General features: G+C 38.7%; 9 protein-coding genes, 12 tRNA genes and 1 rRNA gene. 16 read left to right on the top strand and 6 right to left on the bottom strand.

Annotated elements, in window-relative coordinates:
- The first annotated feature begins 10 nt into the window (after positions 1 to 10).
- From rrf to ODU34_RS09775, 13 genes are all read left to right on the top strand, one after another.
- Positions 11 to 126, top strand: a 5S ribosomal RNA gene (gene rrf / locus ODU34_RS09835).
- A gap of 5 nt (positions 127 to 131) precedes the next feature.
- Positions 132 to 204, top strand: a tRNA-Val gene (locus ODU34_RS09830).
- 5 nt (positions 205 to 209) lie between these two features.
- A tRNA-Gly gene (locus ODU34_RS09825) sits at positions 210 to 280 on the top strand.
- 30 nt (positions 281 to 310) lie between these two features.
- Positions 311 to 384, top strand: a tRNA-Ile gene (locus ODU34_RS09820).
- A gap of 6 nt (positions 385 to 390) precedes the next feature.
- Positions 391 to 462 (top strand) — tRNA-Glu (locus ODU34_RS09815).
- A gap of 5 nt (positions 463 to 467) precedes the next feature.
- Positions 468 to 557, top strand: a tRNA-Ser gene (locus ODU34_RS09810).
- A gap of 9 nt (positions 558 to 566) precedes the next feature.
- Positions 567 to 640 (top strand) — tRNA-Met (locus ODU34_RS09805).
- A 15-nt stretch (positions 641 to 655) separates the two neighbouring features.
- Positions 656 to 728 (top strand) — tRNA-Phe (locus tag ODU34_RS09800).
- A gap of 20 nt (positions 729 to 748) precedes the next feature.
- Positions 749 to 829, top strand: a tRNA-Tyr gene (locus tag ODU34_RS09795).
- Positions 830 to 836: 7 nt separating this feature from the next.
- Positions 837 to 907: transfer RNA gene (locus tag ODU34_RS09790), tRNA-Trp, on the top strand.
- A gap of 7 nt (positions 908 to 914) precedes the next feature.
- Positions 915 to 987, top strand: a tRNA-His gene (locus ODU34_RS09785).
- Between the two features lie 11 nt (positions 988 to 998).
- Positions 999 to 1,070 (top strand) — tRNA-Gln (locus ODU34_RS09780).
- Positions 1,071 to 1,081: 11 nt separating this feature from the next.
- Positions 1,082 to 1,165, top strand: a tRNA-Leu gene (locus tag ODU34_RS09775).
- Between the two features lie 77 nt (positions 1,166 to 1,242).
- Here ODU34_RS09775 and ODU34_RS09770 read toward each other — a convergent pair.
- The 6 genes from ODU34_RS09770 to ODU34_RS09745 form a co-directional block, all read right to left on the bottom strand.
- Positions 1,243 to 2,373 (bottom strand): site-specific integrase, encoded by a 1,131-nt coding sequence (locus tag ODU34_RS09770; RefSeq protein WP_105179528.1) that lies wholly within the window; start codon positions 2,371 to 2,373, stop codon positions 1,243 to 1,245.
- Positions 2,374 to 2,432: 59 nt separating this feature from the next.
- The gene (locus ODU34_RS09765; RefSeq protein ID WP_398578481.1) at positions 2,433 to 2,765 is read right to left on the bottom strand and encodes a DUF771 domain-containing protein; all 333 of its coding nucleotides are present in this window, start codon (positions 2,763 to 2,765) and stop codon (positions 2,433 to 2,435) included.
- A gap of 64 nt (positions 2,766 to 2,829) precedes the next feature.
- Positions 2,830 to 4,173 carry a Rep family protein gene (locus tag ODU34_RS09760; RefSeq protein ID WP_105179526.1) on the bottom strand — a complete coding sequence of 448 codons (1,344 nt, stop codon included), beginning with the start codon at positions 4,171 to 4,173 and terminating at the stop codon, positions 2,830 to 2,832.
- Positions 4,174 to 4,333: 160 nt separating this feature from the next.
- Positions 4,334 to 4,600, bottom strand: coding sequence for a hypothetical protein (locus ODU34_RS09755; protein ID WP_105179525.1), 267 nt, complete (start codon positions 4,598 to 4,600; stop codon positions 4,334 to 4,336).
- 1 nt (position 4,601) lies between these two features.
- On the bottom strand, positions 4,602 to 4,922 hold the full coding sequence (locus ODU34_RS09750; RefSeq protein ID WP_105179524.1) for a hypothetical protein: 321 nt from the start codon (positions 4,920 to 4,922) through the stop codon (positions 4,602 to 4,604).
- Positions 4,923 to 5,685: 763 nt separating this feature from the next.
- Positions 5,686 to 6,495, bottom strand: a complete 810-nt coding sequence (locus ODU34_RS09745; RefSeq protein WP_105179523.1) for a hypothetical protein — start codon at positions 6,493 to 6,495, stop codon at positions 5,686 to 5,688.
- 185 nt (positions 6,496 to 6,680) lie between these two features.
- On the opposite strand from ODU34_RS09745, the gene ODU34_RS09740 reads away from it, so the two are divergent.
- From ODU34_RS09740 to ODU34_RS09730, 3 genes are all read left to right on the top strand, one after another.
- Positions 6,681 to 6,887 (top strand): helix-turn-helix transcriptional regulator, encoded by a 207-nt coding sequence (locus ODU34_RS09740; RefSeq protein WP_018166159.1) that lies wholly within the window; start codon positions 6,681 to 6,683, stop codon positions 6,885 to 6,887.
- Between the two features lie 656 nt (positions 6,888 to 7,543).
- On the top strand, positions 7,544 to 10,345 hold the full coding sequence (locus ODU34_RS09735; protein ID WP_398578482.1) for an SEC10/PgrA surface exclusion domain-containing protein: 2,802 nt from the start codon (positions 7,544 to 7,546) through the stop codon (positions 10,343 to 10,345).
- Between the two features lie 6 nt (positions 10,346 to 10,351).
- Complete coding sequence (locus tag ODU34_RS09730) at positions 10,352 to 11,038, top strand: hypothetical protein (RefSeq protein WP_105179522.1); 687 nt, start codon at positions 10,352 to 10,354, stop codon at positions 11,036 to 11,038.
- The last annotated feature ends 119 nt before the right edge of the window (positions 11,039 to 11,157 follow it).

Below are 11,157 nucleotides of genomic sequence, written 5' to 3'. Positions count from 1 at the left end.
GACTCAGTAGTTAAGTGACGATAGCCTAGGAGATACACCTGTACCCATGCCGAACACAGCAGTTAAGCCCTAGAACGCCTGAAGTAGTTGGGGGTTGCCCCCTGTTAGATACGGTAGTCGCTTAGCAAATTGGGAGTTTAGCTCAGCTGGGAGAGCATCTGCCTTACAAGCAGAGGGTCAGCGGTTCGATCCCGTTAACTCCCATATAAGCGGGTGTAGTTTAGTGGTAAAACTACAGCCTTCCAAGCTGTTGTCGCGAGTTCGATTCTCGTCACCCGCTTTGAACATAGTTCATACCCAAACTTGGTTTGGGCGCGTAGCTCAGATGGTTAGAGCGCACGCCTGATAAGCGTGAGGTCGGTGGTTCGATTCCACTCGTGCCCATTATATGGTCCGTTGGTCAAGGGGTTAAGACACCGCCTTTTCACGGCGGTAACACGGGTTCGAATCCCGTACGGACTATATTTGGAGGATTACCCAAGTCCGGCTGAAGGGAACGGTCTTGAAAACCGTCAGGCGTGTAAAAGCGTGCGTGGGTTCGAATCCCACATCCTCCTTACTACTATCGCGGGATGGAGCAGCTAGGTAGCTCGTCGGGCTCATAACCCGAAGGTCGTAGGTTCAAATCCTGCTCCCGCAATTTCTTTAAGAATTTGGCTCGGTAGCTCAGTTGGTAGAGCAATGGATTGAAGCTCCATGTGTCGGCGGTTCGATTCCGTCTCGCGCCATTAATTTAATATTATATTTCGGAGAGATAGCGAAGAGGCTAAACGCGGCGGACTGTAAATCCGCTCCTTCGGGTTCGGGGGTTCGAATCCCTCTCTCTCCATACCTTTACGGGCATAGTTTAAAGGTAGAACTAAGGTCTCCAAAACCTTCAGTGTGGGTTCAATTCCTACTGCCCGTGTTATATGGCGGGTGTGGTGAAGTGGTTAACACATCAGATTGTGGCTCTGACATTCGGGGGTTCGATTCCCCTCACTCGCCTATTTTAATATTGGGGTATCGCCAAGCGGTAAGGCAAGGGACTTTGACTCCCTCATGCGTTGGTTCGAATCCAGCTACCCCAGTTCAACTATATGCCGGCGTGGCGGAATTGGCAGACGCGCTGGACTCAAAATCCAGTGCCCTCACGGGCGTGCCGGTTCGACCCCGGCCGCCGGTATAGTTTATATAGAAGAAACGTTGATTTATCAGCGTTTCTTTGTTTTTTGTACGAAATTTGTACAAAGTTTTATAACTTTAACTAGCTTTTAGTTTAAGCAGGGCTTGTCGAACCTTATTATTCTCTAGTTCTGCCTTTTCTTTTATAAGGTGTCCGTATGTTTCTGTGATTTGTTTAATATCTTTGTGTCCCATGTTTTTTGCAATTGCCCAAATATCAATATCTTCTGACAAGAGAATTGAAGCATAAGTATGCCTATTTCCTGTACATGTCATATTATGGGGAAATATATTCAAATGCTCTAAAATACTTTGTAGATGTTTATTACAAGCTTTGTTAGAGGGGATTCCATGTATTATGTTTACAAATAGCATTTTATCTGGATTTGAAAGTATATATTGGTGTTGTTGCTTTTGAATTCGATAAAGTATTTTGATTGTGTCATCATCTATCGGAATATATCTAATAGATTCAGGTGTTTTTGCTTTAGTCCACTTTTGATTAACAGAATCGTATCGTCTATAAGTATAGATTTCTTTGGTTTCCCAGATGATACAATCCCAAGTAAGCCCAAGAACTTCTCCAAATCGTAAGCCTGTTTTAAGTTGGATATAGAGTAGATAAGGAATGACACTTTCTTTATAATCAGCTTTTTTGAATAGATAATCAAGTAGTTTAATATAGTCAGATTTTCTATTGATATATCTTTCTTCTTTTGTTTTTTGAGGAGGTTTTCCTGTAATATTAACACCAGTTGTAAAATCGTGAAAATCTATTTTATCCTGTCTTGCGAAATCTAATATTTTTTTGACCTCACTATTTAGTCTAGACACATTATCTCTGCAGTTTGTTTTAGCGTAGTTGTTAATGAGTTCTTGATATTGACTTGATTTAATATTTCTGAGGGGTGTATCGTTGAAATATTCTTCGATGAGTTTTCCGCGTTTCAGATGTTTATTTAATGTTGATTGCATTTTACCCTGGGGAACAATATGTAATTCGTACCATTTTTTCCAAAGTTGGTATAGCGTGATACTTTTATCGATATTTAATCCATTGATGAGTTTACTTTCTAAAGGCATTGCTTCTTGTTTTGCTTCGGTTTTTGTTTTAAAACCTCCTTTTGATGCGAGTTGCTTTCCAGTTTTATCGAAAATACGATAAGTCCATAGATTCTTCTTGCCTCTTTGGCTGTAGGAAATTGACATTGATTACCTCTTTCTATAAAAAGGATAACCAAGATATTATCTCGGTTATCATATCATATTTATTTAAAAATGTCTTTGAAATTTTTTTCAAAATACTCTTTTGTCTTACTTGCAAGAAAGAAGTATCTTTCACCTTGATTTTGTGGATATTTAACAAAGTCCTCTGTGTTTCTATCAATATCTATTTGAGAGCGTATTTCAGGTTTGTAGAGGACGTTATCAAGTAGCCAAGGCCTAGATACTGAAAGCAGGCTCAATACATCAGACAAGGTCCAATACTGTCCCTTGTAAGCCTGTTCCTGTAGTTTTTGATAATCTTTTTTGGCTACAATCAAGTGTGTATCTGGTAGCTTGATAACGATATTTTCAAGTTGTACAGTAATCATATCCATAAGTATAACTCCAATCTTTACTATCTGTTGAAATTATGAGATACTTACAATAGAAACAACGATTCTATTGCTTGTTTCTCACAAACGAGTTACTACTTCTCTTCTCACTTTGGTCGGTAGAGGATTTAGAAGTAGTAGCTTTTTTGATTTTTTTCTGATGTACTGAGCGAATGTCCGATAACAACCTTTTTGCTTGTTTTCGCAAATGCTCTTCATCTAAAGTCTTTCCTAAATTATAAGACTTCACTTTTTCATAGGCTTCTTTACACTTGTCGCCTTTGTCTTTTGTTGCTTTATAGTGATATAGTTCTGCTATAGTTTTACCATTTTTACTCAGTAGTTTTACAAAGAATGGAATACGTCGCATAAGTTGATGATACTCTTTCTTTTTCGGAAACCAAGCATCTGCCCATTCGATAAAGTCATCGGAGTTGGTCATAATAGTTAAGTCATTGATGATATGAGCGTCTTTAAAGCGAGAACTGAGTTGGGTCACGGCATCTGGTTCTAAAATTTGGAATAATTCACGAAAAGAAATTCCACACGAAGCGTCAAACTCGTTGATAACAATAGTGCGTTGCCCGTCATACCCAGAGCCTAAATCTAGTCGTGTTTTGTTTGTTGAAGGTGCATGTTGTCCGTGTTCATCTCTTTCTTCAGCCAGAAATCTTGCAAGTGTCGTTTTCCCAGTTCCGCCAGAGCCCTCAATATAAAGACCGATGTGATTTCGATTTCCCTTACTCATTCGAATAAACTCTTTATCTATATACTCTTGACGGTTGATTTCAAACTGCTTTTTATATCGATTCCACAGTTGTTGAGCGTTTAATCTATCAAACTCTTCAAATAGCATTTCTTTGGCTGGATTTAACAAGAGACCACATTCACTAATTTGGTAGCTAATCTCTAAGCAGAAATCTATTTCTTCTTGCTCAGACTTCCTTTTATCAGCTCTTTTAGATTTACCGCATATATCTAGTCGATAGTCACCATTTTTAGAACTAATTATCTCTGAAATCTCATATTGATATTTTCCTTCGTTTATGTCTTTCTCATTTCTATGAGTTAAATAGCGACAGACTCGTGCTTTATCTTTGACAATTTGAAGATTCTTTTCGCGACTAATCTCTAGTGTTTTGAAAAGCGAACTATAAAATCGGCTGTTTTTAAATTCGAAGTAAATGTGTGCATGAAGGGACTTCAGCTCACCATTTTCGTCTAAATCTTTATCATGGAAAATGATGTAAAACTTATCCCCGTCATGTGTGCAAAGCGTTTTTACTAACCTGATAATTTTTTCTCGAAAGGCTTCTTCGGTTAGGTCGGGGTCAGCATTTTTTTGATAAGCATAAGAAACTTGAGCGATGTATCTTCGTGTCTTCACTTCAGACAAATCTTTTTTTGCCATGCATTTTCTCCTTTTTTGACACAAAAGTTAGAGATTGTGCTGTGAATTTCACAGCTAGGTATATCGTTTGAGGCATTGATCAATCTGCATAAGACGGAGGTTTTTTATGCAGATTAATATACCTTCACAAATTTATTTTTGACACAACACAGTTGTGAAGTTACTTGCCGTCTTTTTCAAAAATGCGAGCTGTATTTTTGAATTGTTTAGCTGTCATGACGATATCGTCAGCTATTCGATTAGAAATCGTAGCGATAGCTTGGTCTGTCGGATTGCCGTCAGTCATATAAATAATCATATGAGCAAGTTCAGCTATCATTTTCGTGTAGTTCTTCTGATGTGATTTTAGAAATTCAGCACGTTTTTTAACTCGGGCTTCACGCTCTATTTTTTCGTTTTGTAGCTGGTGAAATGTTTTATTTTCCATTCTAGTCAACCTTTCTAATACCATCAGCAGTAAGTGCAAGTCTCAATTGTACAAATGTTGAATCTTCACGACTTGTACCATAAACCTTTCCTGATAAATTTTGGAATTCTATATCATCAAATACTTTTAAAGTATTTAAGACAGACAGTTTATCAGCGAGTTTATCTATAACAACAGTATGTTCGTTTCCGAAACCATCAAAGACAACTATAGAAGTTCCGATAATTTCATCAGAGTTAAACTTTTTCTTGTTTCGAAACTCTTTGAATTTAAAGATATTTCCAATAGTCGCAGGAATATTAACGACAATGTTTAAAGCCATATTATAGCTCTCCTTTTGATTTATTAGACAAAATCAGAACTTATGCTATACAATAAGAAATTTATTGACCTCCACCAATCGCAGTGCTATAATGACTACAATCAACATAACATTAGTTATGATTGAGAAAGCTAGTAGATTTCTTACGCGTTCATCTGTCAGAAATCTACTATTTTCTTTGTCTAAATTTATTATAACTCAATTTCAGCAGAAAAAAAGACCGAGGTTTTTACTCAAATTTCCTCCCTTCTGCACGTGCAAGCACGTGGGAGCATTTCCCTATGTTAAAGGCTTAAATAGCCAGAAGTAGGGGAGTAATCTTACTCTATACGCCATTTAGCGACTAGCTCGAAATTCCTTTGTTATCATTTCCTCCTTAGCTCGTACGCTTGTTTCAACTAGACTACGCCTGGGCTTGTCTACGTTTCTACAAGCTAACGCGTTCAGCTCTCGCTAATTCCTCCAATGACAACACGTAATTCCTTCGCATTACAGTCGCTTTTTAGCAATAGAAATAAAGAGTGACCCCCACCTACTTCTAGGGCTATTTTTCGGCTTTAACATAGCTCAATACTGCACTGTTATCTAGGTGATAGAAGGCAGGAAGTATTCTCTTTAATAACGATTTTTGTAGCTGAATGGTTATATGTTTAGACACAGGCATAATATAATTCCCTTGATTAAGCGTCATAAAATTTTCAAGCAGTTTCAATAGAGATGTTATGAGAGTATTAGAAAAGCCCTGCATTTGCAAGGCTTAGTTTTAATCTTTCATCATATTGTAGTATTCAACGATTTCTTCATCCGTAATGTAAGCTTCTTTAGGGTAATCATTAAACACTAGGCGAGTTTCGGTGAAAATATTGCTGTAGTTAGACATGGCGTTCATACCAAGTTGTCCTTGGTCGTTATTTGGGTAAACTAGGCGGCTTTCGCTATCAACATCCATCAATTTGTATTTTGAATCCATTTCAGCGTTTGCATAATCTTGTTTACCGCTAATACGGTCTGCTTCGTAATAAGGCATTAAAATGTTTAGGGTAACGGTTTCCCCTGATTTGATAGTTTCCATGAATTGTACAGACATGATAGTTTCGGCAGGTTTGATGCCAGTTCTTTCCATAAAATAACCTTTTATGGTGAAACCTGAACGCAATTCGTTATTATCTGTGTTATTGTCATTGGTACCAATAATATCTTCACTGTAATTATTTGTCACCTTAACTTCAAGTCGTTTAGTATCATGATTATACTCACCAATCTCTACTTTTAATTTTGTTAATCGAGGGTCTACATCCTCTGAAGTAAGATAAAGTTGTTCACCTTTTTTCGTAGCTTCTTCTTGAAGCTTTTCGTTTTGTGACCTCATACCGCTGTCATAGTAATTATCACGATAACTGTTGATTCTGTCTTTATTATTTTTAATAAAGTTTTCAATGCTATCAACATTCGATGTTTGCTCTGTTGAGGGAGAGCTTTTTCCATCTGTTGAATTGCTGTTGTTTGAGCAAGCAATTAGCATGGTAGATGTGACAATTAACGTCAAGCTAGTTAATATAGTTTTTGATTTCATAATAATCTCCTTAGTTTTCTTAACAGAAATTTTTGATGAACTGTGATTGCTAACAAACCTCTAATTAAAAAATTTGGAATCACTCTTTCATCATTATCACAATTATACTCAATAAATTAAGTATGGTCAATACATTAAGCATGATACGGTAGATACATAACATGAAAATTATGTAGAGGTATCAGATGATTTCGTATCAGCCGTTTTATGAAACGTTAAACAAGAAAGATAAGTCAGAGTATTACTTGATAAAAATAGAGGGAATATCAGCAAATACTTTACATCGCATGAAAAAAGGAGAATCGATAACTACAAAAACAATAGATAAGCTATGTGAGATTTTGGAATGCAATGTCGAAGATATCATTCGTTATGAACTAACTGATAAATAATTTTAATGAAAAAACTCTTCATACTAGGCAATAGGAAGAGTTCTTATGATTTGTGCAAAATTTGTACGAAAAATTGTTTTTTAATAGAATGTAATAAGTGATAATATCTTGATTTTATCCTATTTTGGTTATTTATTTTAACTTAGTTTAACGGCTGATTATCGGCCGCCGGTATAGTTTATGAAGAAACGTTGATTTATCAGCGTTTCTTTTTTTGCTTTGTTTGGCGGCTAGGGTGGTTTTAGGCTCAAATTTTTTCTGATATTGTAGTAATGTTAGATTTGCTATAGTACTTCTACTTTAGTATGTTGATAATGGGAAGGTGGGCTTCTGAAAATTGATGCAGTTGTTTCCTGTATTTAAGGTGTTGATTAGTTTGAGCATGGAAAATAATGCTTTCAGTTTTTCCTTTGGGCTGATGACAAGCTTTCATGGGGCTGTTTGAGGATTTCTCTAAGCGGTGAAAGTTTTGTCATGGGGGTGTTCTTCTTATCTCTTATTGACTTGGAAAAGTATGTAAAAATTTTAGATCTTTTTTTGACAAAAAAATGAAAATATTGCACAAAATATTTGACAAATCGCTTGTTATACTAGTATAACAAGGCTTGACTTTACAGCCAAGCCTTTCCTAATTGCTAAAAAAGGAGATTCAATTGATGGGCAAGAAACTGATAAAGAGCACAGCTATTGGAGTAGCGTCTCTTAGCTCATTTGTAATTGCAAATGGTGTGCATGCTGAAGAAGCTGTAAATACCCCTACAAGCCCTGTAGAGAGCCCTGAGGTGTCTCTGACAGCTAGTGTAGGTATCGAGACGGTATCAGGTGTTATCGTGACCAATGGTACTGCTGCTGTAACAGAAACACCGACTGAAGCAACGGTTGATCAGGCGGCTAGCATTAAGACTGCTGCTGACCAGGCTGTCACTGACCAAACTGCTGTGGTAGCTGATGCTACTGTTGCAGAAGAAGCAGCCACAGAAGCTGTTGATACCGCTACAGACGCTGTAGCAGACGCAGAAGCAAACAAGGCTAAAGCGACTGATGAAAACATTGCAAAAGCAGCAGAAGCTGTAGAAGATACAAAAACAGCTATCTCAGAAGCTGAAAGTAAGGCTACTCAAGCCGCCGAAAACACAGCTGAAGCACAAGCAAAAGCCGATGATGCACAAGCTAAAGTAAATAGTGACCAAGCGGCCATTGACGCTCAAGAGACTGTTGTGGACAATGCTCAAACAGCTGTGGATAATGCACAAGCAGTTCTAGATGGCACAGGTAAAGAGACAATTATCGCAGAACGTGATAATGCTGCAAGTGACCTTGAAGTTGCTAGAGCAGACGAAACCAAAGCTCAAAGCGACCTTGCAACTGCCCAAGCCGCAGATGCCAAAAAGGCCAGCGAGATTGCAAGCCTTACTGAAACACAAGCGCAACAACAAGCTACTGCTGACCAAACAGCTGCAGCTCTTGCAACAGCACAGTCTGATGCCAAAGCTAAAGCAGACGCTAAAGCCGCTGCCGATACAGCTGTATCAACGCTATCTGCACAAATTGCAGCGATTGATAATATGACCGTACCAACCTTGTCACAAGATGTTATCGATGCGTATAAGAAGTTTGTAAACGATCGCTCTCAAACCAATAAAGCTGCGTTGTTTGATGCACTTAATAACTGGTATTCAACCGCATACGCAACTCAATCAGCATCTAATGCGGTTACACCTATTGATACAACAGTAGTTAATCCATCTGGATTGACAACTACACAAGTAACAGCATTATCACAATACTATGCTCACCTAGCAAATGGATTGCAAGATCAAGTTTGGGGTAAACATGGATTTGTTGTTACAACAAACAGCGTTGACGCAATTCAACAAATTGCTCAAAATTATGCTGATGAAAATAAATCATGGTCAACTTCTCACAGTCGTACTGCATTAGCCAACGACGGAAATGATAACGTATCATGGGGTAGTGAAAATATGGTTCCAGGTAAAATTAATACCACAACTATGACAGATATGTATAACCTTGTATACAACGCTGTTTTATCGTATATGATTAATGATTACAACAGTAATTTTGGTCATATGACTAGTATGATTCGTGTAAGCACTCCAACATCAACAAATGCAATTGGTGTTGATAATAGTGTAACTGCATCTGGAACAGCACGTTTACATTTCGTAATGTTCTATGGTACAACCGCAGACACCATCGCATCACCATACGACACAACAGCCCTTAAGGCTGAATTGGCAACTGCTAAGACAGTACAGGCTCAAGCGACACAAGCTGACAAGCAAGCACAAGCAACCCTTGCTAGTGCAACGACTGCTAACAATCAAGCTCAATCAGCTTTACAAGCAACTACGGCTCAATTGACTACTTTGAAAGCTACTGCTGACCAAACACCAGCAGCCCAAGCTACCTTGACAAGTGCAACCACTGTGCGTAAAGCCGCTGAAACGCGCCTTGCTGCTGCTCAACAAGCCGTTGACAACCTCAACGCTGACGTAGCAACCAAGACTAAAGCCCTTGAAGATGCGAAATCGGTTCAAGCAAAAGCTGTCGCAGCAGACACAAGTGCCAAAGCAACTCTTGCTCAGGCAAGAACTACAAATGACAAGGCTCAGGCAGCACTTACTGCAACTCGTGCAACCATTGCAAGCCTTGAAGCAATCGCTGACCAAACACCAGCAGCCCAGGCTACCTTGACAAGTGCAACCGCTGCTCGTCAAGCTGCTGAAACTCGCTTGGCTAAGGCTCAACAAGCTGTTGACAACCTCAACGCAGATGTAGCAACTAAGACTAAAGCTCTTGAAGATGCGAAAAGTCAATTGGCTGCTGAAGAAGCAAAATTGGCTCAACTGAAAGAAGCTAAGTCTACCAGCGAAGTCGTTCTTGCAGAAGCTCAATCGAAAGTAGAGGCATTGAAGGCTGAAGAAGCTAAGATTGCAGATGAAATCGCTGTATTGAAATCGCAACTTGCCGAACAATTGGCTAAGCTTACAGCACTCAAAAATGCTGACCAAGTCCTTGCAGACGCTCAAGCGGAGCTTGCAAAAGCTATCAAGGCTCACACTGCTGCTAAAGCAACCCTTGACGCTGAAATCGATAAGTTGGACAAATTCTTGAAGAACCAACGTGATGCTAAAGCTCAATATGAGGCTGTGAAGGAGGCTTATACTCAAGCACAGATTATGGCTCAGCGACAAGCTATCAATGATGCAGGCGGTCAACCGATTGCTATCACAGATAAAGTTGGTAAGATTGCGGGCTACTTTGATGGCAACCAAACTGCAGGTACTAAGCTACAGCCAATCACTTATAGCAGAGTTGAAAAGTATAGACAGCTGCCACAAACGGGCTCACAAGAAAGCCTTTTGGTATTGTTAGGCTACACGGCCCTTGCTGGTCTTGGACTAGGTTATGCAAAAAAACGGAGAAGAGGATAGGAAAGAATGGCAGAACAACAAAATATAAACCAATTTGGTCGCGAGGAACTCATTGATATTTTGCAGTATTTGTATGTGCAGATTGATGAATTCTTTACTATTAAGAATAAAATGTCTTCTATTGTTGAACAGACTATTAGTACACGTGTTAAACAGGCCACAACAGCTAAGTATAATCGGAATGGAAATATTGGTGGTATCATTTTTGCCCTGATGGGAGCGGTTGAACTCGGCAACAATTTTTTCAACGCTCTTTTCCTGATGGGGCTGATGTATCTATTTGGGCAGGCTACAGTCCGTCTCTTTATGTGGCTTATGGCTAGACCGACTAATAAAAAACATTCGGCTTTCGGTCTCAATTATACTGTAAATGTACTTAGTAAGAAACAACTTGAGAAGGTCACTCAAGAAGCAACTGTTGAAGCGGAACATTCTCAAGAATATCAGTCGCTCCTTGCAGATAAGTTAGCATTGGAAAGCAACCAGACACTTCTTTATTTCTTGTCTCTGATTCCTGATAATTTTGCAAATTTGACAGATTTTGCAGGCATGTTGGTCTTGTTACAGGATTTCCGTGCAACGAATTTCCAAGAAGCTGCTAACCTTTGGCGGACAGAACAGCATCAGCAATCTGTGATGAATCAACAGAAAAAAATGGCGGAACAATTGGCGCGGAGTAATGCTCATACTTAACAAAAATCAAAAATAGCGTTATAATGGTATTATGACAAAAGAACTTACCCAAACACAAGTCGAAGAATTAAAGCAAGCACTTAAAGATAAAAATAATGCTCCGCATCATAGAAAAATAC

This window comes from Streptococcus sp. 2018WUSS126, from assembly GCF_044427425.1.
Taxonomy (GTDB): Bacteria; Bacillota; Bacilli; order Lactobacillales; family Streptococcaceae; genus Streptococcus; species Streptococcus hashimotonensis.
This window is presented reverse-complemented; position numbering and strand designations above follow the sequence as displayed.

Coding starts and splice junctions, on each gene's coding strand:
- ODU34_RS09770 (WP_105179528.1), bottom strand. CDS start 2,373: ATGTCAATTTCCTACAGCCAAAGAGGCAAGAAGAATCTATGGACTTAT.
- ODU34_RS09765 (WP_398578481.1), bottom strand. CDS start 2,765: ATGGATATGATTACTGTACAACTTGAAAATATCGTTATCAAGCTACCA.
- ODU34_RS09760 (WP_105179526.1), bottom strand. CDS start 4,173: ATGGCAAAAAAAGATTTGTCTGAAGTGAAGACACGAAGATACATCGCT.
- ODU34_RS09755 (WP_105179525.1), bottom strand. CDS start 4,600: ATGGAAAATAAAACATTTCACCAGCTACAAAACGAAAAAATAGAGCGT.
- ODU34_RS09750 (WP_105179524.1), bottom strand. CDS start 4,922: ATGGCTTTAAACATTGTCGTTAATATTCCTGCGACTATTGGAAATATC.
- ODU34_RS09745 (WP_105179523.1), bottom strand. CDS start 6,495: ATGAAATCAAAAACTATATTAACTAGCTTGACGTTAATTGTCACATCT.
- ODU34_RS09740 (WP_018166159.1), top strand. CDS start 6,681: ATGATTTCGTATCAGCCGTTTTATGAAACGTTAAACAAGAAAGATAAG.
- ODU34_RS09735 (WP_398578482.1), top strand. CDS start 7,544: ATGGGCAAGAAACTGATAAAGAGCACAGCTATTGGAGTAGCGTCTCTT.
- ODU34_RS09730 (WP_105179522.1), top strand. CDS start 10,352: ATGGCAGAACAACAAAATATAAACCAATTTGGTCGCGAGGAACTCATT.